Consider the following 21,083-nt stretch of genomic DNA (forward strand, 5'->3'; position numbering starts at 1 on the left):
GCCCTCCGGGCCGTGCTCTGGTACTGCTCAGCGGGGGTGAGCCCGGGTGTTACTTGGCCTCGTCGGCCGCGATCTCGCCGTCGGCCTCGACGACGTTCTCGACGGTCTCGGCGGCCGTCTCGAGCTCGTCCTCGTCGTCGGAGAGGTCGACGACCTCACCGTTGGTGTCGGTGACCTTGGCGGCCTCGACGACGGCCGCGAGGGCCTTGCCGCGGGCGACCTCGCCGACGAGCATCGGAACCTGGCCACCCTCGACGACGGCCTGGGCGAACTGGTCGGGGGACATGCCGGAGGAGGCGGCGCGACGCATGAGGTGCTCGGTGAGCTCCTCCTGGTTCACGTTCAGCTTCTCCTTGTTGACCAGCTCGTCGAGGACGAACTGGGTCTTGATGCCCTTGATCGCCTGCTCGGCGGTCTCGGCGTCGAACTCCTCGACCGTCTTGCCCTGGATCTCCAGGTACTTCTCGATGGTGAGACCCATCTGGCCGAGCTGGTGGTGCTCCAGGTTGTGCTTGCGGGTCTGGACCTCGTCCGCGAGGAGCTTCTCGGGGATCGGGACCTCGACGAGCTCCAGCAGCTTCTCCAGGACGCGCTCCTGGGCCTGCGTGGCCTGGTCGTACTGCTTCATGTTCTCGAGGCGCTTGCGGCTGTCGGCCTTCAGCTCCTCGAGGGTGTCGAACTCGCTCGCCATGCCGGCGAACTCGTCGTCCAGCTCCGGCAGCTCGCGGGCGGAGACCTTGGTGACCTTGACGGTGACCTCGGCGTCCTTGCCCTCGGCGGAGCCGCCCTTCAGCTGGGAGGTGAAGGTGGCCTCGCCACCGGCCTCCAGGCCCTTGACGGCCTCGTCGATGCCTTCGAGAAGCTCACCAGAGCCGATGGTGTAGGAGACGTCCTGGGCGACACCGTCCTCCAGCACCTCGCCGTCGACCTTGGCCTCGAGGTCGATGGTGACGACGTCGCCGTCCTCGGCCGCGCGCTCGACGTCCTTGGTGGACGCGAAACGGCCGCGCAGCTGCTCGACCGACTTCTCGACGTCCTCGTCCGAGACCTCGACGGCGTCCACGGTGACCTCGATGCCGGAGTAGTCCGGGATCTCGATCGCGGGACGGATGTCGACCTCGGCGGTGAAGGCCAGCAGTTCGCCGTCCTTCAGCTCCGTGATGTCGACGTCGGGCTGGCCCAGCGGGTTCAGGTCGGCCTCGTTGACGGCCTCGGTGTAGAACTTCGGGAGGGCGTCGTTGACGGCCTCCTCCAGCACCGCACCGCGGCCGAAGCGCTGGTCGATGACGCGGGCCGGGATCTTGCCCTTGCGGAAGCCCTTCACCGTGACCTGCTGGTTGATCTTCTTGTAGGCCGCGTCGAGGCTGTCCTTGAGCTCCTCGAAGGGCACCTCAACAGTGAGCCGAACCCGAGTCGGGTTCAGGGTCTCCACGGCGCTCTTCACGGTTCGGTCTCCTTGTGGCTGACTGCTGGGGGTCTCTGCTCATCGCCGCGGTCTAGCGGTTCTCAGCGGATCGGGCCCGGTACATCAGACACACGGGCACGCAGCTTGCATAGTAGCCGCAAGCGGCAATCAGCCCACAACGCGATCATCGACGCGGTCTCGTAGAGGGGGATCGCGCGATCTTCCTGCTGGTCGGGGTGGCCGGATTCGAACCGACGACCTTCCGCTCCCAAAGCGGACGCGCTACCAAGCTGCGCCACACCCCGTCGGTGCGACACGTAGGGTACATGCCCGAAGACCCTCCGCCGTGCGGAGTTTCGGCGAATGCGCCACGGCAGAGGTGACGCGACTCTCCGCGGGCGCGCAATGTGGTGTGCGATCCCCTGCGGGAACCCGCTAGGATGCTCTTCGTGCCGCGGTCCCCGGACCTGCGACGCGCATGCTGCGGGTGTAGCTCAATGGTAGAGCACTAGTCTTCCAAACTAGCTACGCGGGTTCGATTCCCGTCACCCGCTCAGAGACACAAAGGGCCAGGTCAGAGGACGTTTCCTCTGCCTGGCCCTTCGTCGTTCCGGGGGCTGCGATCAGCTCGGCGTGCCCCCTGCGTGCCCCTTCCGCTGTGGATCTTCCTTCGTGCCCTCGGCGGCCCTTGCGGACTTCGCGGGCTTGTCGACTTTGCGGCCCTTCTTGACGAGCCCGCTCAGTGCGTCGGCGATCAGCCGGTCCCGATCGGCGCTCGCATGCTGGTAGATCAGCGCGGCGCGGGCGGTGCTGTGGCCCATGCGCGTCATCAACTCCCTCGTGCTGGCACCCGTTGACGCGGCCAGCGTGTTGCCCGTGTGCCGGAGATCGTGGAAGTGCAGCCCCTTCACTCCCGCTTCCCGACACGCCTTGTGCCAGAGCCGGTTGAAGTGATTCCGGCGGGGAGTTGCCCCCTTCGCCCCGACGAAGACACGCCCATCGGCGCCGGCCTCCGCGTACCGCTTCAGGTGCTCGTGGAGATCCGCGAGGATCACGCCGGGGATGGAGACCGTCCTCTTGCCCGCGGCACTCTTCGGCGCTTTGATCTCCCGTTGTCCGTTGCTCAGTTCGGCGACGGCCCGCCGGACACGCACGGTGCGGTGCTCCAAGTCCACGTCCCGCCGGTGGAGCCCGATCAGCTCGCCCCAGCGCAGACCAAGGAATCCAGCCATGAGCACGAGCGCTCGATAGCGCGGCTGCACCGCTTCGGCCAGCGCGTAGACCTCCTTGACCGTGGCCGTCGGCCGCTCCGGGGTGTGCACGCTGCTGGCTCCCTTGACCTGGCAGGGATTCCGCCGGATCAGCTCGTCGGAGACAGCCGTCCCCAGGATGGCGCGGAGCAGGGCGTAAGCCTTGGCCACGGTGGTGGGCCCGGTGCCGGCTGCGAGCTTGTCGGCACGCCAGCTCCGTACGAGGGGCGGCGAGATCTCTGCCAGGTTGACGGCTCCGAGGGCGGGCTCCAGGTGGTGCTTGAGGAGCGAGGAATAGAGCTGTCTGGTGGTGCTGGTCAGCTCGCGCTCTTTGATCCACGCGGCGGCGTACGGGCCGAAGGCGACCTTCCCGGCGTCTGGATCCCGCCAGTCACCTCGCCGCATTTCGGTCTGCATGTCGGCGAGCCAGTCGTCCGCGTCCTTCTTCGTGCGGAACGTCTCAGGCGCGGGTCGGAGCTCCCCGTCCGGTCCGAGGTACCGGGCCTGGTACCGGCCGGAGGGCAGTTTGCGGACCCGGCCGAACTGTCGGCGCTTCCCTGCCATCAGGCAGCCACCCCCAGACGGCGGCGGCGCGGCTCGACGGTGTTCGCGGCGAGGTACTCCTGGACGGCGCTCTCCGGGATGCGCACGTGCCGACCGACCTTCACGTAGGTGATCCGACGCTCCTCGATGAGGCGGCGAGGGAATCGCACGGTGGTACCGAGCAGCTCGGCGACCTGGACGACGCTGAGGTAGCGCTCATTCATGCTGCTCTCCTTGCAGGGCTTCGCGGGCGGTCTGGCGGTTCAGCTGGATGTCGCGGGCGATGGTCTCGGCGAGGACCGACTCCCCCGGACTGTGGCCGTGGCCGGCGTACTCCCAGGAGGCGAGGACGAGCACGGTCTCCGGCTCGAAGTCGTCGAGGCCGCGGGCTTCGCGTTCCTGGGCGGCGCGGTAGTCGGCGCGGGTCTGGCGGAGGGCACCGAGGGTGGTGGAGTACTGGCGCGACTTGGTGGAGAAGTGCCCCCGGAAACCGAGCATGTGGGCCCAGCGGGTGAGCGCGCGGTCCGGGTAGAGAGGCTGCAGCGCCGCACAGGCCTCCATCAGGCGGCGGGCGTGCTCGGACACGGGTAGCCGGGCGAGGTCTTCGCCGAGGCCGGTTCCGCGGCAGCGGGAGCAGAGGCTCAGTGCGGAGCCGGGGCGGTGATAGCGGTCGGAGTGGCCAGTCCCCCGGCACTTGCGGCAGTGCACGGCCGTGTCGGTGGCTCCAGTGGTCTCGGCGGCCTTGGTCGCGTACTTCGCGACGTACGAGGCGACGGCCTGTTCAGTGACGTCAGAGCCGTCCCCGAAGGCCTTGATCGGGCGTACGTCGAGCTGAGTGCCCCAGCGGAGGGCGCGGGCGGGCTGACCAGCGACGGGAGGGACCCGCACCGACGTGTAGGAGTGGGCTACGGCAGAGCGGATCGATCGTTCCAGGAGTTCCGTGCTGGCCCAGTACGGCGGCGGGCTGGCGGGGCCGACAGGCCCGTCGATGCGGATCACGGCGTGGAAGTGGATGGCGCCGCGCTTCTGGAACTCGGCGACCTTGCCGTAGGAGATCCGGGCTTCCTCCGTCAGCTCGCGTTGGGTGAGGCCGGCGGAGGCGGCGATCTCTCGGCGCAGGCGGGTCGTGAAGCGCTGCCAGAGCTGTCCGGCGTGGTTGTTGAAGAGGACGGCGGCGGCGTAGTCGTACGTGGTCGGGTCGAGGGCGCTGCCGAGTTCTGCGTCGTCGTCGGGGTGGTGGGTGCCGCAGCGGCAGCGCCCGGAGGCGGGCCGGTTGTGGACCGGGCCGAAGGACGGGGCGGTGAGGGTGGCGAAGACGCGGGGGTGTTCGCGGACGGTGGCGGGGATGTCTCGGCGGTCGTCGCCGGCCAGTCCGGCCCGGATCAGGTGGTACGTGTCGCCCGCGTACGTCCAGGCGCAGGCCGGGCAGCGAGAGGCCCGGCGGTTCCCGCAGGCGATGCGGAGGCGGGCACCGGGTTCGTCCGCGGTGGAGTAGCAGTGCAGGATCTCGCCGGAGGTCTTGTCTTTGGCGACGGTCCAGCCGGTGATGTGGATCGGGTCGGAGCAGCCGCCCGTACGGCGGACCTGGTCCTCCCAGCGTGCGTATCCGGGATCCCCAGCCACCTTCAGCATGTCGCCGAGGGTGGCCGGGTCCAGGCCCGCGAGGGTCGCGGTGTTGGTCACGCGGTCACCGTCCAGTGGGGACGGCGGGTGGGGCGGCGGGTCCCGGTGCCGTGGCAGGTGAAGCAGTGGGCGGTGATCGTACGGAGGTGGCCGTTGTGGTCGCGGCCGCCGAGGGTGATGGCGACGGAGGCGTGTCCGTCGCAGTTCGGGCAGAGCTCTCCCGGGGTGTTCTGCTTCATGATGGTGATTCCGTCCGGTTCATTGGATCGGGCAGGAACGCGGCGCCGGGACGGCGGAGACTTGGCGGTTGAGGCCGTCCCGGGGCCGGTCAACGGCTCTTGAACTCCTGGCGCAGGGCGCGGACGAGGAAGAGCATGACCACGGCGCTGATCGACAGGGCGACGGCGGTGACCGCGACGGCCAGGAGCAGCGAGACGGCGACCGAGGCCAACGCGAGGACACCGGCGACTCCGCCGGCGGCGAGGGCCAGCGCGGTACCGGGCGAACTCTGGACCAGGCCGCCGAAGGCGCTCGGAGACTTCGCGGGGACGGGTGCCGGACCGGGCTCCGAGTACTCGGCGGGTGCCGCGGTCGGGCGGATGGTCGCCGGGGTGTAGGTGTCGGGGCTGGGGTACTTGGGCTTGAACATGGTCGTTCTCCTTCCGGGGCGGGCTACTTGTTGATCGCGGTGTCGATGGCCGGGGCGAGGAAGCTGTCCGCGAGGAGGAAGCCGCCGACGAGGATCACGGCGACGAGCCAGAGCGGCGGGCGGACGAGCTTGTAGCCGAGGACACCGACGACCAGCAGGGCGAACCAGAGCGGGACGTCCATAGCGGTTGTCCTTCCGGGGTCAGCTGACGCGGCAGCGGTGGGAGCGGGCGGCGAGCTGGGCGGCGGTCGAGGAGCTGTAGTCCGAGGACCAGCCGCAGCCGTCGGTGGTGCAGACGGCGGTGTCCTTGTTGCGGCCGCGGTTGTCGCGGTAGGTCCCTATCTGGACGGGGCCGATCTTCATAAGCGAGCGGAAGTTGATCCGGGCGGGCATGGGATCTCCTGTCAGGCGAGCTGGGCAGCGATGGCTTCAGCCATCGGGGACGGGACGCCGAGTCGGGCGCGCAGGGTCTCGGTGTCGATGTCCGCACCGGTGCGGGTGCGGTGGTCGTCGGCGATCTTCTGGGCGTGCGCGACGAGGGCCGGCGGGACCGTGGGCGCCGGGACAGCAGCGGGGAGGACCGGGAGCTCGTCGGCCTGCTCGCCGGGTTCCCGCTCGACGACGGGCCGGGTCGCCGGGTCAGGAACGGACTCCGGCTCACTGGGCGCCGTAGGCCGGTGGACCAGGAGCGTGCCGCCGAGGAAGGCGAGTGCTGGCCATCCGGCGACAAGGATGCGAAGCCAGTCCGGGACGCCGCGGAGGTCGAGTAGGCCGGCGGTGGCGATGTTCGCACCGAGCGAGGCCGCCAGGGCGACGGCGAACCAGGACCAAGCCGACCGCGAGGGCTCCCCCGCATCCCGCAGGGAGCGGAGGCGGTGCCAGGCGGCGACGAGGAGCAGGTCCACGCTGACCGGGTAGGCCCAGGCCTTCCAGCCGTCCTGGCCTGCGGCTTCGGCGAGGTCGTGGAGGTGGGCGAAGGAGAGGGCTCCAGCGATGACGGCCTGGACGAGGACGGCATCCGGGCGGACCAGGCGGGTCATGGTGTTCACCTCGTTTCAGGCATGGGTGGGGTAGGGACTTGGCGCGATGAGGCCGCGCCGACCGGGTGGGGCCAAGTGCTTAGAAGGCACCTGCTGTGGCGGCCTTGGGCTGGACCTTGCCGACGAGGACACGTACCGGGAGCGCGGGCCGGAAGGGCTCCAGCTCCGGGATGCTCGGGGTGCGGTGCGCTTGGGCGTTGCAGGTGTTCACGGCCTGGCGGAGCGTGGTGTGCGGGGCCCGGATGCGGGACCAGCCGCCGGAGGAGTCGCCGGCCACGGCGGTGCCGGGACGGTCTTTGTCGATCTGGACGGCGGCGAGGACGGCGTCCGGGGAGATGTCCCCGAAGGCCATGTTCGCCGAGGTCTCGTCGTTGACACGGTGGGCCGTACGACCGGTGAGTTGGGCACGGAGCATCGTGATGCCCTTGCCGAGTTCGGAGCCGAAGCGCTGGCCGCAGATTTCCAGGTGGATGCCGGCGGCGCGGCCGAGCTGGGCGAGACGAACCAGGTCGGTGACGATCTGGTCCCGTCGAGCCTCCTCTGCCTTACCCGCGGCGAGAGCGAGCTCCGCAACCTCATCCAGCAGCAGCACGACCGGTACGGGGCGAAGGTGCGCGGGCAGATCCCAGATATCGGCGGTGATCTCCGCATCCGGCAGGTCGATGCTGATCCGCTGCTCGGCCCGGATGGCCTGGTAGACGCGACCCATGTACTGGACGAGCGCAGCCAGCAGTTCCGCTGCATCGTCCGGGTTGTCGGCGAGGGCTGTGAACCGCCGGGCCATCGGCGAGAGTTCCACGCCGTTCTTGCAGTCGATACCGACGAGGGCGACGTTCTGCGAGGCCAGGCCGGAGACGAGCGTGCGTTGGTAGACGGACTTCCCAGACTTGGTCGCACCGACGTTCAAGGCGTGCGGGACCTGCCGGTAGTCACGGTGATGAACTTGCCCGTCCTCGCGCAGGGCCACCGGCACACGGAGCGGCTGATCGGGCGCGGCCACGGCCGGCATGCGTACCCGTTTGAGTACGTCGTACCCCGTCATCCTCAGCTCGACGACGCTGGAGCGGATCTCGCGCGAGACCACGTTGTGGAGGGCGAAGGAGTGGCGGAGCCGGTCCGACGAGGCGGAGAAGTCGAACGCGTCCTGTCCGGGCCGGAGTTTCAGCCGTAGGACCAGGCCGGTCGAGGTGGGCCGCAGCCGCAGGATGCGCGGCGAACGAGCCTCAGGTGCAGGTCTGTTCGCGACCCGAGCGATTGCTAGTCGCCAGCGGGAGGGCGGGACAGTGAGCCCGCAGGCGTCCATCACCGAGCGGTAGCGGATCAAGACGCGGATGGTCGCGAAGGTGACCCCGAAGGTCATCCAGTACCAGGTGGGTCGCTGCCAGCGCAGTACGAACGCCAAGGCTAGGACCACCACCAGCGTGACCCATAAGGCGTTCACGCTCAGCCCGCCTTTGCCGTGAGCGAGGTGACGGCGACGGCGCGGAAGCTGATCCCGTGGCGCTTCTGACCGTTGAACTCGTTCTCCCACGGTCGGGCGACCAGGCCGGTCAGCGCGACGGGGGTACCCATGACCAGCTCGCCCGAGATGCCGGGCGCCGGCACGACCACCGAGAGGACCTCCGCCTCCCCGTACGAGGCGAACAGCACGTCCACGGTCATCATCTGGGACCCGGTCTCGGGGTCGGTGGCGATCTCGCCGGTCCGGCGGTCCTTGATCTTCACGGCCGGGGGCTGGGCAACCATCACCATGGCGGCCGAGGTGTCGACGGGAATCTGACGCACAGCGGATCACTCCTCTATAGATGCTGAACTCCGTCACTCATGTATAGGAGTGACATGAAGAAGAGTGCCCGACTCCTATACATGAGTCAACCCGCCACGAAGAGAAACTCGTAGCGGGCTGCGGGGAGTTGAGCGAGCGTCAGTCGCGCGCGGGGATCCGGTACTCGAAGACGAACTGGTCAGCGGCCATGAGGGTGTCGCAGACCTCGACCACGCGACCTTCCTCCGTGACCGCATCTCGGAGCAGATGCACCACGGGCGCGCCGGGGGTCAGAGACAGCTCGGTTGCCTCAGCCTTGGCGGCCGGCCGGGCCTGGAGGGTCTCCACGTACTCGGCGAAGACGTGGCCGTGATCCTCCAGCCGCGCGTAGATGCCACCGGGCCCCGGATTCTCGGCGAACAGCTCCGGGATGTCCTTCACAACATCCCAGGGCAGGTACGAGGTGGCCGTCTCCACGGGCGTCCCGTTCCGGAAGTACAGCCGCCGCCGGGCAAGCACCTGAGTCCCCGCGGTGACGCCGAGCCTCGTCGCGATCTCGTCCGGAGCCTCCATGGGCCCGATGAACAGCACGCTCACCTTGGCCTCGGCCCCGGACTGCGCGGACTCTGCGAGGTACGCCGCCCGACCCTCCTGCCGATGCGTGCGCCGGAAGCGATCGGAGGACCGGTGCCGCACAGGCGGGCGAGCCTTCACCAGAGAGCCCTTGCCGTGCCGCGTCTCCACAAGCCCGCTCGCCCGAACCTCCACCATGGCCTTGCGGATCGTCCCGCCCGCGACGCCGTAGCGCTCCACGAGCTCCGACTCACTCGGCACCATGTCGCCGGCACTCAGCACCCCGGCGCGGATCTGCTGAACGATGTCTTCGGCGATCTGCACGTACCGAGGCACGGCAGCCCTGCCACCTCCTGCTGCGGTTCCCATAGTCCTTCTCTTCCTCCTATGCTCCTGTACATGAGTACGGGTTCCACGGGAAGCAAGTCAATGCCACTCCACTCCGTGTCCGTAGCCGGGGCAGTGGTCCGCCAGGACGGCCGACTCCTGGCGATCCGCCGAGCGGACAACGGGAATTGGGAACTGCCGGGCGGAGTCCTCGAACTCAGCGAGCCCCCGGAGGCCGGCGTCCGCCGCGAGGTCCTGGAGGAGACGGGCATCGAGGTCGAGGTGGACGAGCTCACCGGGGTCTACAAGAACACCACCCGAGGCATCGTCGCCCTGGTCTTCCGCTGCAAGCCGTCAGGCGGCACCGAACGCACCTCGGCGGAATCGACCGCAGTCGCATGGCTCACCCCGGAAGAGGTCACTGCTCAAATGTCCGAGGTCTACGCGATCCGCCTCCTGGACGCCCTCGACGACACCGGCCCCCACGTCCGCAGCCACAACGGCCACCAGCTCGTCAGCTCATGACCCACGAGGAAGCCGTGCGCCTGGTCCAGCAACTCATGGACGGCGACATAGCAACCGAGGACGAGGGCAGCGAGATCATCGAGGCCCTGGAGCTGGGCCTACGGTGCCCACACGTCAGCGACTACATCTTCTACCCGGGCCCCGGACAGCACCGTTCCGCCGAGCAGGTCGTGGAACGAGCTTTGGCCTACCGCCCGATCGCTCTCTGAACCCAAGGCCACGCGGTAAGAGTTTCCCTACTTCATCAAGGGCGCTTCCGCCGCCAAGGCGGCGTCGCGCGCCCGTCGCCCCGGGCCTGCGCTCCTGTCTGCGCCCCGCTCCAGCCCGGGACGCCGGCCGCACGCCTACGGCTCGGGTCGATGGTGGGAGAAACCCGCTGTGGCTGGGGCGGTCGGCTCCACGGCTTTACCCACCTCCCCAGTTCGGGTCCCGCGTCGAGCAAGACCAGGGGGCCACTCGACCACATTGCGGTCAGGCCCAAAGCCTGCCCGAGTTGCCAGCCAGCGTACGGCCCCCTGATCATGCTCGACCCCAAACCGGGCAGGACACCGGCCAAAGCCGCTCCACCGACCTCAGCAGGTCAGCGGAGCAGTCATCGGATACGGGCAGGACGGACACCCAAGCGGTAGCCATGCCTTTCCCAAGCCAGCACACGGCTCACCGCCATGTGCTGAGCTCATGCCCCAGCCGGTAGCGCCGCATCAGCCAAAAGATCCAGGTCATTCCTAGTCTGCCAGTCATCAAGCAGCCTGGCGAGATCGGTCTGAGCGAAGCACTCCGCGTCAAAACTGAGTCTCAGCATTGCCTCGACCGTATACAAGGTCGGCTTATCTGCCGCCCCTTGAACCCGAAAGCTGATATCTGCCGCCAGCAGCGAGCAAAAATCATGCCCGGTGGCGACCTCTATCCCGAAGTTCCTAAATTTCCGCCCACCGGCCACAGACATGGCTTCACCTACATCAACGACACCACTAGAACTCCCTTCCAAAACGCGCGAAATATATCCTTCCAGATCAAAGGTCCCGTCTTGAAGAAGGTAGGAGCCGGCATCCACATCTGCAAACTTGAGCGAGAGCCCGCTTTGAATACTCCACACCCGGATCTCCCCAATCACACATGCAATATCAACCAAGGCGTCACGGATTTTCTGCACCTCTTCATCCACAACTTCTCGGTCAACCAACTCTTCGACCACCCGCCGAAACGCAGCCGAATAGGAAATCATTGTCTCAGCGTCATGGAGATCCGTGAAGCAGACATCCTCCCCTCTCGATATTCCCAACAACCGATCGTAATCCGCATCACAAATTGCCGCCACGCCAGCAACTCTTCCACGCCGAATCTTGCTCATAGCATCAAGGAGATTCGGCTTTCCATCACAGAAGATAGATCTCACGTGTGGCGAAGGAAGGAAGAAGCGCCGATACAGCCGGCTATCCGTAACCCCTTCAAGTAGAACAATAGGCCCGCTCATTGTCGTGCGGAGCATCGATACTTCATTGGCGATGGTCGTGGAACTGATGTACTCCCGCACAGTTCACACCCCATCCGACAGCGCTACGGCAAGGTCCCATCGATCGTTAACAATTTGTGGACTGTGAGTGGCTGCCACGAATTCTAGATCCGCGACCTTCGCGATACGCAGGAGATCCGGAATGAAATCGAGCTGCCAGCTCACGTGGAGAGACAGTTCGGGTTCGTCGATCAGCACTAGGGTGCCGGCAAGTTCACGGAAGAGCAGACCGTAGGCAATCACGATCTCTTGCTGCTCCCCCGAGCTCAGCGATTCCAGATCAATCAGCTCACGCTTTTTTCGAGTGCGAGCAATCAATCCCCCCTCCCTAGCCGCTTCAAGCGATACCCGACGCAGTTTTCCATTTACAATCTCAAGGAACAACTGCAACCGCTGCGCTAGACCGTTCAACCGGTCGAACTTATCGTCAATATCATCTAGATAGGTATCAAGAACTCGACGAGCCGCATGATCCAAATTTTCTGGAAGTTGCAGCTCATCCCCTGCGTCAATCAAACCGATTTCGACATAGCTCTTCCGCCTGTCCGCCTGAGCCGTGTAGCGGGCCTGGATTTCCTTGTCGCTAGGTACCCGCCTACCCTCACGTTGAGTCTTCAGGAGGCGGTTAGGGAATGTGCTATCCAGCGACTGCGAATACTCCGCATAGTCCGCCAATGCATTCTTAATTTTACTGGCCAACTCCTCCCCATAGAAGGCCACAGTAGTTGTCTGATTCGACCCCTCTCGCCCTCGCCGCGGGTTACGAGAGATTTGCGGTACGAGCCTCTGAGCCTCGATCAGATATACGGGGTTACTACCCAATGTCTCCAAAAGCCACGCCGGAATTTTTGGAGCTGACGCCACATTTCGAACTAGGCCGGCAGGCATTTGATCACTGTACCGATCAAAAACTTCTTCCACGTCCAGCACCTGCCCCGTGCGTTCATCTCTCCACGCTTGGGGTCCTACGCGCAGTAGGTGCGGAACGAAATCATCGATCATTCCCAGTGGGAAATCAAACTCATGGCCCGGTGTCCAAATCCACGTTTCAGGATCCCCGGAGCTCCCATGAAGTTCGAATGTCAAACCAACCTCCGAGACACCCCTCCTCTTCCGCGCTCTCGATCCCGTCCGCCAGGAAACCACAAGTCGGGTTTCATCGGCGAAGGTCACAACCAGCTCTTCGACTGGAATTTTCCTCAGCCGAGAAAACCTCTTATTGAAGAGTGAATCTAGGATTCTCAGAACCGATGTCTTCCCGGTACCATTCGGGCCGTGAAGTAGCGTAAGCCCCTCCCTCCAGTGCACAGGAATCTCGTGATCGAGTTCACCGAAAAGCTTCTTCACGGAGATGTGAGTCAGTGTCATGCCGCGATAGTAAGGCCTGCGACTGTAGAGATAGCGGCGTTCTGGAGATTCCAAAGTGCGCGCCATGGCTGCCTGAGGTCGGCCCCCACTCCTAGCAAAGGACCTAAGTCCTACTCCAGGGCAAAGCGGGCGCGCTAGGGCGCACGGCTCCTCGACATCAACCTTCCGCTAGACCTCAGACCTGCCGAACCCTTGACAGACCGGCATGAGTGACGAGGCCCCTGGATATCCAGGGGCCTCGCCGACGTCGAGTTGCGATGCTGCTAGCCAGAGGCTGCCGTCCGTTGAGGGGCGCCTTCGGGCTCTTCAGGTGTGGAGAGGGGGCGTGTCGGTAGGCGGTGCCCGCGGCTGGTCGCTACTCGGACCGCGTCCCTCAGGGCTCCAGTCAGATCCTCTGCCAAGCGGTGGAGTTCATCCGGATCCACCTCCATGTCGGCGAGGACTTCAACGGCGTGGTCAAGGAGTTCGACCCCCAAGTCGAGCTGCACCGCCTCGGTGTTGTCGGCGAGGCGGGAGAGGTAGCCGGCGTTGTCATCGGCGCTCAGGAAGCAAGGTTTGCCGTCGGGGCCCGACCACGGCAGGAGTCGCAGCTCGTTGTGGGGTGTCATCGTTCCGCCCTCCTGGCTTCGGTCGTGTGGTGCGTGGTGAAGACTGCGTCGGCTCGGTCGCCGGGGAGGGCCAGGAGGGCTGCCTCGACCACGCGGCCGGCGGTGTCGGTTGCCACGCGTGTGATCGAGAGGATGGCCAGGGTCGGGCTGATGCGAAGGGTCATCGCTTCGTCAGGAGTTGGGAGGCGGGTGCTGACCGTTTCCTGGACCACGGCCAGCGGTGGGCGCAAGTTCGGCAAGCGTGCGGCTAGCAGTCCTTCCGGAACGTCGGCCGGCGCCAGGTCTCGGGGCACGTAGATGCGGGCCAAGCTGTGCGGTGTTTTGCCCTCGTGGCTGAGGCAGAGGAATTCCGTCAGGGGACTGCGGGGCGAGACCTTGAGGAGGGCGGTTAGATGGCCGTGCGCTCCGAGGTTGGTGGCGTGGATGGTGGTGTGGAGGGCTCCATCGGCCGGGGCCGGTGCATTCGGCATGTGTCCGCCGCCGATGTACGTGGCCCTGCGGAGCGGGTGACGGACGAAGTTGCCGCTTCCGTGGATCTTCTCTACTAGGCCTTCGGCCTGGAGGAGCGCGAGGGCGTTCCGGAGGGTGGGAGTGCTGACCGCGTAGCGGGTGGCCAGTTGGGCTTCCGAAGGGAGGCGTACGCCGGCCTGTAGGTGGCCCTTCGAGATCTGGGCCCGGAGGTCGTCGGCGATGGCGTGGCGGCGGGACGGTGCGGGTTGGGTCACCAGTTCCTCCGCATTCGGAGGGCGACGAGGCGGGTTCGGGCGTGCATGGTCAGGAGTTCGCCCGACTCGAAGCAGAGTCGCTTTGCGCTGGCGGGGAGTTGGATCAGGTCGATGACGCGGCATGGTTGGCCGCCGATCTGGATTACGTCGCCTCGCTGGACGGTGGTCGAGGTGATCTCGACGTTTGTGGCGAGGGCGCCGCTTGGGGTCCATCCGCTCACTTGGTCACCTGCCGCGGTTCGGGCCGGGCGCTTGGGGTGTGGCAGGGGCAGTCGCAGGCCTCGTAGATCACGGGGACGCCTACCGGAGCCATGGCGGGGGACGACTGCGCGCACTCGTGGTGGGTGCCGATCGCGCACGAGCTCGACCGGTAGGGGGTGGGGTTCTCGGTGGGCGGTAAGGCCGGCCGGAGGGGGCGCCCACTGGTGCGGGCGGTGGTGGGGATCGTACGGTTCGACATGCTGATCAGCTCCTACTGCTGTCGGCCAGGTCCCCGGACGTCGCCCGTCGCGGGGACCGCTTTGCGTACGGCGGCCCAGAGGGTGCGGCCGGTCAAGCTGCTGGCTAGGAGCCCGAATCTGTCGGCCCCCGCCACCACTTCCAGGACCGCCCGCCATGCGGAGGCGGGCAGCGTTTCCGGTACCTCCGCTTCGATCGACGTGTAGCGGGCGTGCTCCTCCACTCGCGTGGTCAGGCCCAGGTCGGACAGTCGGGCAGCGATGCTCTCGGCGCTTGATTCCGAAGCGGGCACCGAGGGCCTCCGTTGCCGAGTGAACACGTTGAGTGAAGCTAGTTAACTAGATTAGAGCTAGTGGACTAGATTTTCTACATGCCTGAGCAGCCGCCTTATCTCCGTATCGCCGACGTACTCCGGCAGCGGATCGCGGAGCATGACTGGAACGTCGGCGACCGGCTCCCCTCGCGGACGCAGATCGCCGAGGAGTGTGGCGTTGGCGAGAACGTCGTTCGTCGGGCGCAGGAGCTCTTGATCTCCCAGGGAGTGCTGGAGGGGCGCGCGGGCTCGGGTACGTACGTCGCGGAGCCACGGCAGCGCGTGCGGGTTGTCCGGTCGTCCGCTCGCGAGCAGCCCGGCGGTTCTCCTTTCCGTGCGGACATGCAGGCCTTGGGCAGGCAGGGGAACTGGGAGAGCCGGACCGAGGCGAAGGTTCCCGCGCCGGCCGAGATCGCCGCGCGTCTCGGGATCCCGGTTGGGGAGCTGTGCGTGCGCACGGTGTACGAGTTCCTTGCCGATGGCAGGCCTGTGCAGCTGTCGACGAGTTGGGAGCCGTACGAGCTCACCGCCGGCACGCTTGTTGTCCTGCCTGAGGGTGGGCCGCACGCCGGCGTTGGTGTGGTGAACCGGATGGCCGTCATTGGGATCACGGTCAGCCATGCCGTGGAGCAGCCGGAGCCTCGGCCGGCGACCGCCGAGGAGGCGTCGCTTCTCGGGATCCAGAAGGCCGCTCTGGTTACGCACATCCGGCGGACGTACTACAGCGACCAAGGGCAGGCCGTGGAGACCGCGGACATCGTCATCCCTGCCGCGCTGTGCGAGATCGTCTACGAGATCCCTGTCGGTCGCTAGCCCGCCCCAGCACCATCCTGCGAGCACGAGAGAGGGCAACCCGCTGTGGACGCGGAACGAAAGGCCCGGATAGCCGACCTGGCCATCACGGCGCAGCCCGTCTGGGACGAGAGCCGTGACGGTGGGGTTCTACAGGTGTTCCTGAAGGAGATCGGCTGTCACGGCGTGGACGCGGTCATGGTGACCAGGCAGGTGGTCGGATGCAGCCTCGGTGAGGCTAAGACGATGTTCATCACCGCCGCCTGCCGGGCCGACGAGCTCGCCTTCCACAACGCATTCATGGAAGGCCTTGAGCGGTCTCAGGGCGACGTCTGACCCCGCTGGCCGGACTCCCGCGATGGGCGCTTATCGGGCCGTCGCATGCCGATGCAGGCCACCAGCGCGCCACCGTCTTCCGTGAGGAAGAACATGAAGTTCCACGACCCATCGGAGGCTTTGACAAGTCCGCTGAGGATCGACTGGGTTTGCTCGCCGAGGGTCTGCACCGCTCGCTCCACCCCCAGGGTCTCCATGCCCCTCCACCGCATGTACCGAAGCTTGCTCGTCAGGACTTGGGCATGGACGTCCGAGGGCATGATCCAGTCCTCCCGAACGGAGTACTCGGCGCCGCCCACAAGGGCCGCCAGCGCAGCCTTGGAGGCCGCGTCGTCACCGGCCAGCAGTCGCATCAGCTCATGTCGTTCCATCGCGCCTCCCTGAGTGGCATCCTGCGACGTGGCGGCGATGCAGCGCAACCGCGTATGCCGCTCGCCGGTGCTACTCCTCAGGGCCCTGGCGGCCGTGTCCCCCACGTGTCTGATCGAGCGGGCTCCTGTGGGGAGCCTCGGGGAAGGCCGGGGAGGCGGGCAGCAACAGGCTGGTCAGCGGGTTGGCTGGTCGGGCCAGGGGCGGGTACGCGATCTTCCAAACTAGCTACGCGGGTTCGATTCCCGTCACCCGCTCAGAGACGCAAAGGGCCAGGTCAGAGGATGTTTCCTCTGCCTGGCCCTTCGTCGTTCCGGACGCCGTCGTGGCGGGCAAACAGAAGCCGGGCACAGCTGGCACCGCAGCCGCAGGCGCCGCGGTTCGAGGGGTATTTGTAGCCGAGCGGCCCTCGTTTCGGGCTGTCCGGCGGCCGCTCCGGACGGGTCAGGGCCAGCTCGGAGGATGACTCCTCGGCTGGCCCTGATGTGTTTCCCGGGGTGGCCCGGGCCGGAGGCTTCGGTCAGAGTTTGATGCCCGCGATGGTGTCCGCGAGGGAGTTCAGGAAGCGGTTGACGTCCGGGGCGATGGAGCTGGACGCGAGGAAGAAGCCGAAGAGGACCGCGACGATCGCGGGGCCGGCCTTGAGGTGGCCTCCGCGGACGAGCACCACGAGGATGATCGCCAACAGGACTACCACTGACAGCGAAATGGCCACTTCTGATCACACCTTCGGTCGTCCCCTGGTCGGCCCGGGGTGCGGCCGTGCGCACCCCCACATGGTCCATCCTCCCACCAACGCGCCCCGGCTATCCGTCTCGTGACGAAGAGACAGTGCCGCTTTTGCGTCAGGGGGCGGGAAGGCCCAGGAGCGAGCGGACATAGGCGTACTTCCCGGACAGCCTGTCGCGGGTGGGGGCGTCGAGGACCGCGAGGCGGGCGGGGTCCGCGTTGTGGGCCAGGTCGGCCTCCTTGATCAGGAGGGCGCCGGGGGTGGCGAGGATGCGGGCCGTGTACGCCTCGACCGGTTCACCGGGGCGCTTGGTCACGGCCAGGACCATGTCCTTGACGGATTGCGGAAGTTCAGCCGATTCCAGCCAGGACGGGGTGAGGGCTTCGTCCTCGATCGCGTCGTGGAGCCAGGCCGCCGCCTGTTGTTCGGCGGTGCCGCCGCGGGTGCGCACGCCCTCGGCGACGGCGGCGAGGTGTTCCGCGTACGGGCGGCCGGCCTTGTCGGTCTGGCCCTCGTGCGCGGCGCGGGCCAGGGCCTCGACCTCGATGAGGGTGAGTGGGCTGTGCGTCATCCGAGCTCCTTCGCCGCCTTGTGCAGGGCCTGCGCGATACGGCGTACGTCTGCCGGTGTGGTGCGCCAGTTGGAGAACGCGGCGCGCAGGGCGGGGGTTCCCGCGTACGTCGTGGGGGTGACGAACACCTCGGGTCCCGCCGCTTCGCGCAGCGCCGTCAGGCGGGCCGTGGTGGGGGTGTCGGTGAGGGTGAAGCAGACGACGTTCAAGCAGATCGGGGCCAGGAGCGTGAAGTACGGGTCCTGTGTGAGGGATTCGGCCAGTGCGCGGGCGCAGGCGATGTCCCGTTCCACGATCTCGCGGTGGCCCTCGCGGCCGTAGGCGCGCAGGGTGAACCAGGCGGCGAGGGCGCGCAGTCGGTGGGAGTTCTCCGGGGTGAGGTGGACCAGGTCGGGGTCCTCGGAGAGAGGGCCGAGGTAGGTGGCCGCGTTCTGGAAGACGCGGGCCTGGAGGTCGCGGCGGCGGGTGAACTGGACGGCGCTGTCGTAGGGGACGTTCAGCCACTTGTGCAGGTCGACGCAGATCGAGTCGGAGGCGTCGAGGCCGGCGGTGAGGTGGGCGTGGTCCGGAGAGAGCGCGGCGAACGCGCCGAAGGCGGCGTCCGTGTGCAGCCAGAAGTCGTGGCGTTCGCGGAGGGCGGCGATGGCGCGGAGGTCGTCGAAGTCCACGGTGTTGACGGTGCCGGCGTTGGCGACGACCACGGCGGGCCGTCCGGGGCGGTCGGCGAGGGCGCGGTCCAGGGCGGCCGGGTCGACGGCCTCGCGGCCGGGGAGGGTGGGGACGGGGACGAGGGAGCTGCGGCCGAGGCCGAGGACGGAGAGGGCCTTGGCGATCGAGGAGTGCGGGGCGCCGGAGAGGACGCGGACCGGGCCGAGCGCGGCCGCGCCGTCCTCGGCCGGGGAGACGCCGAGGCGTTCGCCGAGCCATTCGCGGGCGATGGCCAGGCCGGTGGTGTTGGACATGGTCGCGCCGCTGACGAAGGTGCCGGTGTGGGCGGCGGAGAGGTGGAAGAGGTCTCGGAGCCAGGTGACGGTCTCGCGTTCGAGGTCCTGGCCCGCGCCGTCCAGGGCGGAGTTGGAGTTCTGGTCGTGGGTCGCGGTGAGCCAGTCGCCCGCGAGGGCGGCGGGGGTGGCGCCGCCGGTGACGAACCCGAGGTAGCGGGGGCCGGCGGAGGCCGACAGCCGCGGGGCCCAGCGCTCCGCGAAGGCCGCGAGGGCGGCCTCGGTGCCGGAGCCGTGCTCGGGGAGCGGCGGGGTCGGCCCTGCCGGGTGAGCCGGCGGTACGGGTACGACGGGCCGCGCGTCCAGCGCTGCGAGGGTCGCGGCGGCGGCGTCGCGGGTGGCGTCGAGGAGCTCGGGGAGGCGGGCCAGGTCGGCGGCGAGGGTGCGGTCCATGGGGGCACGGTAGGGGGCCGCCGGGCCGCGGCGGACCGGCCAATCGGAGGCGAGTGGCCGGTCGCCGGTGTGGCGCGGGCCGGACCGGATCGGACCTGACCGGACCGGCTGCAGGACGCCGCTGGCCGGGGCCGGCCGCTGTGCAACGCGGGGCGGAGCGGGGGCACGGCATCGGGGCGGGTGGGGCGGCCCTGCAGGGCTCGTCCCCTCCCCGGCCCGCAGCGTTCTCTGGGGCTGCGCCCCGGGCCCGGCGGCGCACGGGTGCCGCTGCGCGGGTCGGACCGGCCACGCGGGCGCTGCCGCTGGCCGGGGTGGCCGGGGTGGCCGGGGTGGCCGGGGTGGCCGGGGTCATGGTGACGCCTGCCGGGGCGGAGCGGGGGCACGGCATCGGTGCGGGTGAGGCGGCCCTACGGGGCTCGTCCGCTCCCCGGCCCGCAGCGTTCTCTGGGGCTGCGCCCCGGGCCCGGCGGCGCACGGGTGCCGCTGCGCGGGTCGGACCGGCCGCGCGGGCGCTGCCGCTGGCCGGGCTGGCCGGGCTGGCCGGGCTGGCCGGGCTGGCCGGGCTGGCCGGGGTCATGGTGACGCCTCCCGGGGCGGAACGGGGGCACGGCATCGGTGCGGGTGAGGCGGCCCTACGGGGCTCGTCCGCTCCCCGGCCCGCAGCGTTCTCTGGGGCTGCGCCTCAGGCACGGCGGCGCACGGGTGCCGCTGCGCGGGTCGGACCGGCCGCGCGGGCGCTGCCGCTGGCCGGGGTGGCCGGGGTGGCCGGGGTGGCCGGGGTGGCCGGGCTCATGGTGACGCCTGCCGGGGCGGAGCAGGGACACGGCATCGGGGCGGGTGGGCCGGCTCTGTGGGGCTCGTCCGCTGGTTCCCTGGGGTTTCGCTCCAGGCCCCGCGGCGCACGGGCCCTTCGGGGGCCGGGTCGTTGGGACGAGGGTGGAGCTTCGGGATCAGGCGGCTGCGTACCGGGGAGCGGCGGATCCGTTGGGCGCCGTCAGTGCCGTCATGCGCGCGGCGATCGTGGCGGCCGGGCTGCGCGGGAGGCGGTCGGCGATGAGGCCGTCGGCGAGGAAGAGCACCTGGTCGGCGTGGGCGGCGGCGGCCGGGTCGTGCGTGACCATGACGACGGTCGCGCCGAGGGTGTCCACGGCGCTGCGGAGCAGGCCGAGCACCTCGGTGGCGGTGGTGGTGTCGAGGGCCCCGGTGGGCTCGTCGGCGAAGACCACGTCGGGGCGGGTGACCAGGGCTCGGGCGATGGCCACGCGCTGCTGCTGGCCGCCGGAGAGTTCGGCGGGACGGCGGCCGCCCTTGCCTTCCAGGCCGACCCGGGCAAGCAGGTCGGCTGCGCGGGCCTGACCCTGGGAGGCGGTGCGGCCGCGGCCACCGTCGCCGGCCAGGTGCATGGGGAGCAGGACGTTCTGCTCGACGGTGAGGGACGGGAGGAGGTTGAAGGCCTGGAAGACGAAGCCGAGGCGGCTGCGGCGGAGTTCGGTGAGCTCGTTCTCGTTCATACCGGTGATCTCGGTGCCGCCGAGGCGGACGGAGCCCTCGGTGGGGAGGTCCAGCCCGGCGGCGCACTGGAGGAACGTGGACTTTCCGGAGCCGGAGGGGCCCATCACCGCGGTGAAGCTGCCGCGGGGGAGGCTGAGGTCGATGCCGCGGAGGGCGTGGACGGCGGTGGCGCCGCGGCCGTACTGGCGGCGGACCGCGCGCAGCTCGACGGCGGGGGCGGCGGTGGCGCCGTGGGCCGCCCCGGCCTGAGCCCGCTGGCCCGGCTGTCCCGCGTGGCCAGGGTTGCCCGGCTGTCCCGCGTGGCCAGGGTGCCCGGTTCGCTCTTCCTGCCCGGTCCAGGCCGGCTGGCCCGCGTGGCCCGGCTGATCCGCGTAGCCGGGGTGGCCCGACTGGCCCGCGTGACCCGCGTGACCCGCGTGGTCAAGGTGCCCGGTTCGCTCTTCCTGCCCGGTCCACGCCGGCTGGCCCGCGTGGCCCGGCTGATCCGCGTAGCCCGACTGGCCCGCGTAGCCGGGGTGGCCCGCGTAGCCCGCGTGGCCAGGGTGCCCGGTCCGCTCTTCCCGCCCGGTCCAGGCCGGCTGGCCCACCTGTCCCGACTGATCCGCGTAGCCCGACTGGCCCGCGTAGCCGGGGTGGCCCGCGTAGCCCGCGTGGCCAGGGTGCCCGGTCCGCTCTTCCCGCCCGGTCCAGGCC

At 68.6% G+C, this 21,083-nt stretch carries 28 protein-coding genes and 2 tRNA genes; 5 read left to right on the forward strand and 25 right to left on the reverse strand.

The features are described 5' to 3' along the window. Nucleotides 1-49 precede the first annotated feature (49 nt). A complete protein-coding gene (tig, locus tag ACFYYB_RS10460) occupies nucleotides 50-1,444 on the reverse strand; it encodes a trigger factor (protein ID WP_388500445.1) in 1,395 nt (464 codons plus the stop codon). A gap of 189 nt (nucleotides 1,445-1,633) precedes the next feature. Further along, nucleotides 1,634-1,710, reverse strand: a tRNA-Pro gene (locus ACFYYB_RS10465). A 178-nt stretch (nucleotides 1,711-1,888) separates the two neighbouring features. Between ACFYYB_RS10465 and ACFYYB_RS10470 the strand changes: the two genes are divergently transcribed. Then, nucleotides 1,889-1,959: transfer RNA gene (locus ACFYYB_RS10470), tRNA-Gly, on the forward strand. Nucleotides 1,960-2,028: 69 nt separating this feature from the next. On the opposite strand, the gene ACFYYB_RS10475 is transcribed toward ACFYYB_RS10470, so the two are convergent. The 11 genes from ACFYYB_RS10475 to ACFYYB_RS10525 form a co-directional block, all read right to left on the reverse strand. Next, nucleotides 2,029-3,219, reverse strand: a complete 1,191-nt coding sequence (locus tag ACFYYB_RS10475; RefSeq protein WP_389434507.1) for a tyrosine-type recombinase/integrase — start codon at nucleotides 3,217-3,219, stop codon at nucleotides 2,029-2,031. After that, on the reverse strand, nucleotides 3,219-3,422 hold the full coding sequence (locus ACFYYB_RS10480) for an excisionase family DNA-binding protein (protein ID WP_389434508.1): 204 nt from the start codon (nucleotides 3,420-3,422) through the stop codon (nucleotides 3,219-3,221). The genes ACFYYB_RS10475 and ACFYYB_RS10480 overlap by 1 nt, the downstream gene beginning before the upstream one ends. Beyond that, the gene (locus ACFYYB_RS10485; protein ID WP_389434985.1) at nucleotides 3,415-4,830 is read right to left on the reverse strand and encodes a replication initiator; all 1,416 of its coding nucleotides are present in this window, start codon (nucleotides 4,828-4,830) and stop codon (nucleotides 3,415-3,417) included. Before ACFYYB_RS10485 ends, ACFYYB_RS10480 begins: the two co-directional genes overlap by 8 nt. A 47-nt stretch (nucleotides 4,831-4,877) precedes the next feature. Then, on the reverse strand, nucleotides 4,878-5,060 hold the full coding sequence (locus ACFYYB_RS10490) for a hypothetical protein (protein ID WP_389434510.1): 183 nt from the start codon (nucleotides 5,058-5,060) through the stop codon (nucleotides 4,878-4,880). An 89-nt stretch (nucleotides 5,061-5,149) separates the two neighbouring features. Continuing rightward, a complete protein-coding gene (locus tag ACFYYB_RS10495) occupies nucleotides 5,150-5,470 on the reverse strand; it encodes a SpdD protein (protein WP_389434512.1) in 321 nt (106 codons plus the stop codon). Nucleotides 5,471-5,493: 23 nt separating this feature from the next. Then, a complete protein-coding gene (locus ACFYYB_RS10500) occupies nucleotides 5,494-5,652 on the reverse strand; it encodes a hypothetical protein (protein WP_266908904.1) in 159 nt (52 codons plus the stop codon). A 19-nt stretch (nucleotides 5,653-5,671) separates the two neighbouring features. Continuing rightward, a complete protein-coding gene (locus tag ACFYYB_RS10505; protein WP_052871652.1) occupies nucleotides 5,672-5,863 on the reverse strand; it encodes a mobile element transfer protein in 192 nt (63 codons plus the stop codon). 11 nt (nucleotides 5,864-5,874) lie between these two features. Further along, nucleotides 5,875-6,510 carry a DUF2637 domain-containing protein gene (locus tag ACFYYB_RS10510; RefSeq protein ID WP_389434514.1) on the reverse strand — a complete coding sequence of 212 codons (636 nt, stop codon included), beginning with the start codon at nucleotides 6,508-6,510 and terminating at the stop codon, nucleotides 5,875-5,877. 79 nt (nucleotides 6,511-6,589) lie between these two features. After that, the gene (locus ACFYYB_RS10515; protein WP_389434515.1) at nucleotides 6,590-7,951 is read right to left on the reverse strand and encodes an FtsK/SpoIIIE domain-containing protein; all 1,362 of its coding nucleotides are present in this window, start codon (nucleotides 7,949-7,951) and stop codon (nucleotides 6,590-6,592) included. Between the two features lie 2 nt (nucleotides 7,952-7,953). After that, a complete protein-coding gene (locus tag ACFYYB_RS10520) occupies nucleotides 7,954-8,295 on the reverse strand; it encodes a hypothetical protein (protein ID WP_052871649.1) in 342 nt (113 codons plus the stop codon). Between the two features lie 139 nt (nucleotides 8,296-8,434). After that, nucleotides 8,435-9,217 (reverse strand): GntR family transcriptional regulator, encoded by a 783-nt coding sequence (locus ACFYYB_RS10525; protein WP_389434516.1) that lies wholly within the window; start codon nucleotides 9,215-9,217, stop codon nucleotides 8,435-8,437. A gap of 18 nt (nucleotides 9,218-9,235) precedes the next feature. Between ACFYYB_RS10525 and ACFYYB_RS10530 the strand changes: the two genes are divergently transcribed. Together ACFYYB_RS10530 and ACFYYB_RS10535 are read left to right on the forward strand one after the other, a co-directional pair. Beyond that, complete coding sequence (locus ACFYYB_RS10530; protein ID WP_389434517.1) at nucleotides 9,236-9,700, forward strand: NUDIX hydrolase; 465 nt, start codon at nucleotides 9,236-9,238, stop codon at nucleotides 9,698-9,700. Continuing rightward, complete coding sequence (locus ACFYYB_RS10535; RefSeq protein WP_389434518.1) at nucleotides 9,697-9,909, forward strand: bacteriocin immunity protein; 213 nt, start codon at nucleotides 9,697-9,699, stop codon at nucleotides 9,907-9,909. Before ACFYYB_RS10530 ends, ACFYYB_RS10535 begins: the two co-directional genes overlap by 4 nt. Before the next feature lie 467 nt (nucleotides 9,910-10,376). Here the strand turns inward: ACFYYB_RS10535 and ACFYYB_RS10540 are convergent, their stop codons facing one another. The 7 genes from ACFYYB_RS10540 to ACFYYB_RS10570 form a co-directional block, all read right to left on the reverse strand. Beyond that, a complete protein-coding gene (locus tag ACFYYB_RS10540; RefSeq protein ID WP_389434519.1) occupies nucleotides 10,377-11,234 on the reverse strand; it encodes a DUF4435 domain-containing protein in 858 nt (285 codons plus the stop codon). A gap of 3 nt (nucleotides 11,235-11,237) precedes the next feature. After that, nucleotides 11,238-12,581, reverse strand: coding sequence for an AAA family ATPase (locus ACFYYB_RS10545; RefSeq protein ID WP_389434520.1), 1,344 nt, complete (start codon nucleotides 12,579-12,581; stop codon nucleotides 11,238-11,240). A 263-nt stretch (nucleotides 12,582-12,844) separates the two neighbouring features. Further along, entirely contained in the window at nucleotides 12,845-13,189 is a 345-nt protein-coding gene (locus ACFYYB_RS10550) for a hypothetical protein (RefSeq protein WP_389434522.1), read from the reverse strand. Further along, nucleotides 13,186-13,914: a GntR family transcriptional regulator gene (locus ACFYYB_RS10555; RefSeq protein WP_389434523.1), complete on the reverse strand. Its 729-nt coding sequence runs from the start codon at nucleotides 13,912-13,914 to the stop codon at nucleotides 13,186-13,188. The genes ACFYYB_RS10550 and ACFYYB_RS10555 overlap by 4 nt, the downstream gene beginning before the upstream one ends. Beyond that, entirely contained in the window at nucleotides 13,911-14,135 is a 225-nt protein-coding gene (locus tag ACFYYB_RS10560) for a hypothetical protein (RefSeq protein WP_382970977.1), read from the reverse strand. Before ACFYYB_RS10560 ends, ACFYYB_RS10555 begins: the two co-directional genes overlap by 4 nt. Beyond that, nucleotides 14,132-14,374 (reverse strand): hypothetical protein, encoded by a 243-nt coding sequence (locus ACFYYB_RS10565; RefSeq protein WP_389434524.1) that lies wholly within the window; start codon nucleotides 14,372-14,374, stop codon nucleotides 14,132-14,134. Before ACFYYB_RS10565 ends, ACFYYB_RS10560 begins: the two co-directional genes overlap by 4 nt. A 12-nt stretch (nucleotides 14,375-14,386) precedes the next feature. Continuing rightward, nucleotides 14,387-14,665: a hypothetical protein gene (locus ACFYYB_RS10570; protein ID WP_389434526.1), complete on the reverse strand. Its 279-nt coding sequence runs from the start codon at nucleotides 14,663-14,665 to the stop codon at nucleotides 14,387-14,389. A 78-nt stretch (nucleotides 14,666-14,743) separates the two neighbouring features. Here ACFYYB_RS10570 and ACFYYB_RS10575 point away from each other — a divergent pair, with 78 nt between their 5' ends. Together ACFYYB_RS10575 and ACFYYB_RS10580 are read left to right on the forward strand one after the other, a co-directional pair. After that, nucleotides 14,744-15,499 carry a GntR family transcriptional regulator gene (locus ACFYYB_RS10575; RefSeq protein WP_389434527.1) on the forward strand — a complete coding sequence of 252 codons (756 nt, stop codon included), beginning with the start codon at nucleotides 14,744-14,746 and terminating at the stop codon, nucleotides 15,497-15,499. A 45-nt stretch (nucleotides 15,500-15,544) separates the two neighbouring features. After that, complete coding sequence (locus ACFYYB_RS10580; RefSeq protein WP_389434528.1) at nucleotides 15,545-15,814, forward strand: hypothetical protein; 270 nt, start codon at nucleotides 15,545-15,547, stop codon at nucleotides 15,812-15,814. On the opposite strand, the gene ACFYYB_RS10585 is transcribed toward ACFYYB_RS10580, so the two are convergent. The 5 genes from ACFYYB_RS10585 to ACFYYB_RS10605 form a co-directional block, all read right to left on the reverse strand. Then, nucleotides 15,799-16,185 (reverse strand): hypothetical protein, encoded by a 387-nt coding sequence (locus tag ACFYYB_RS10585; protein WP_389434529.1) that lies wholly within the window; start codon nucleotides 16,183-16,185, stop codon nucleotides 15,799-15,801. The two genes, ACFYYB_RS10580 and ACFYYB_RS10585, sit on opposite strands and share 16 nt — an antisense overlap. A 518-nt stretch (nucleotides 16,186-16,703) precedes the next feature. After that, complete coding sequence (locus ACFYYB_RS10590; RefSeq protein WP_250739483.1) at nucleotides 16,704-16,898, reverse strand: hypothetical protein; 195 nt, start codon at nucleotides 16,896-16,898, stop codon at nucleotides 16,704-16,706. 130 nt (nucleotides 16,899-17,028) lie between these two features. Further along, nucleotides 17,029-17,484: an HD domain-containing protein gene (locus tag ACFYYB_RS10595; protein ID WP_389434531.1), complete on the reverse strand. Its 456-nt coding sequence runs from the start codon at nucleotides 17,482-17,484 to the stop codon at nucleotides 17,029-17,031. Further along, a complete protein-coding gene (locus ACFYYB_RS10600) occupies nucleotides 17,481-18,878 on the reverse strand; it encodes a pyridoxal phosphate-dependent decarboxylase family protein (protein ID WP_389434532.1) in 1,398 nt (465 codons plus the stop codon). The genes ACFYYB_RS10595 and ACFYYB_RS10600 overlap by 4 nt, the downstream gene beginning before the upstream one ends. Nucleotides 18,879-19,828: 950 nt before the next feature. Then, a complete protein-coding gene (locus tag ACFYYB_RS10605) occupies nucleotides 19,829-20,593 on the reverse strand; it encodes an ABC transporter ATP-binding protein (protein WP_389434986.1) in 765 nt (254 codons plus the stop codon). Nucleotides 20,594-21,083 lie beyond the last annotated feature (490 nt).

Source organism: Streptomyces sp. NPDC002886, from assembly GCF_042888445.1.
GTDB lineage: Bacteria > Actinomycetota > Actinomycetes > Streptomycetales > Streptomycetaceae > Streptomyces.

What these genes read in the sequence shown, in the direction of transcription:
- ACFYYB_RS10565 (WP_389434524.1), bottom strand. Translation starts at nt 14,374, where the DNA reads ATGTCGAACCGTACGATCCCCACCACCGCCCGCACCAGTGGGCGCCCC.
- ACFYYB_RS10575 (WP_389434527.1), top strand. Translation starts at nt 14,744, where the DNA reads ATGCCTGAGCAGCCGCCTTATCTCCGTATCGCCGACGTACTCCGGCAG.
- ACFYYB_RS10600 (WP_389434532.1), bottom strand. Translation starts at nt 18,878, where the DNA reads ATGGACCGCACCCTCGCCGCCGACCTGGCCCGCCTCCCCGAGCTCCTC.
- ACFYYB_RS10525 (WP_389434516.1), bottom strand. Translation starts at nt 9,217, where the DNA reads ATGGGAACCGCAGCAGGAGGTGGCAGGGCTGCCGTGCCTCGGTACGTG.
- ACFYYB_RS10490 (WP_389434510.1), bottom strand. Translation starts at nt 5,060, where the DNA reads ATGAAGCAGAACACCCCGGGAGAGCTCTGCCCGAACTGCGACGGACAC.
- ACFYYB_RS10505 (WP_052871652.1), bottom strand. Translation starts at nt 5,863, where the DNA reads ATGCCCGCCCGGATCAACTTCCGCTCGCTTATGAAGATCGGCCCCGTC.
- ACFYYB_RS10500 (WP_266908904.1), bottom strand. Translation starts at nt 5,652, where the DNA reads ATGGACGTCCCGCTCTGGTTCGCCCTGCTGGTCGTCGGTGTCCTCGGC.
- ACFYYB_RS10535 (WP_389434518.1), top strand. Translation starts at nt 9,697, where the DNA reads ATGACCCACGAGGAAGCCGTGCGCCTGGTCCAGCAACTCATGGACGGC.
- ACFYYB_RS10485 (WP_389434985.1), bottom strand. Translation starts at nt 4,830, where the DNA reads ATGCTGAAGGTGGCTGGGGATCCCGGATACGCACGCTGGGAGGACCAG.
- ACFYYB_RS10495 (WP_389434512.1), bottom strand. Translation starts at nt 5,470, where the DNA reads ATGTTCAAGCCCAAGTACCCCAGCCCCGACACCTACACCCCGGCGACC.
- ACFYYB_RS10585 (WP_389434529.1), bottom strand. Translation starts at nt 16,185, where the DNA reads ATGGAACGACATGAGCTGATGCGACTGCTGGCCGGTGACGACGCGGCC.
- ACFYYB_RS10545 (WP_389434520.1), bottom strand. Translation starts at nt 12,581, where the DNA reads ATGACACTGACTCACATCTCCGTGAAGAAGCTTTTCGGTGAACTCGAT.
- ACFYYB_RS10480 (WP_389434508.1), bottom strand. Translation starts at nt 3,422, where the DNA reads ATGAATGAGCGCTACCTCAGCGTCGTCCAGGTCGCCGAGCTGCTCGGT.
- ACFYYB_RS10510 (WP_389434514.1), bottom strand. Translation starts at nt 6,510, where the DNA reads ATGACCCGCCTGGTCCGCCCGGATGCCGTCCTCGTCCAGGCCGTCATC.
- ACFYYB_RS10530 (WP_389434517.1), top strand. Translation starts at nt 9,236, where the DNA reads ATGCTCCTGTACATGAGTACGGGTTCCACGGGAAGCAAGTCAATGCCA.
- ACFYYB_RS10550 (WP_389434522.1), bottom strand. Translation starts at nt 13,189, where the DNA reads ATGACACCCCACAACGAGCTGCGACTCCTGCCGTGGTCGGGCCCCGAC.
- ACFYYB_RS10595 (WP_389434531.1), bottom strand. Translation starts at nt 17,484, where the DNA reads ATGACGCACAGCCCACTCACCCTCATCGAGGTCGAGGCCCTGGCCCGC.
- ACFYYB_RS10475 (WP_389434507.1), bottom strand. Translation starts at nt 3,219, where the DNA reads ATGGCAGGGAAGCGCCGACAGTTCGGCCGGGTCCGCAAACTGCCCTCC.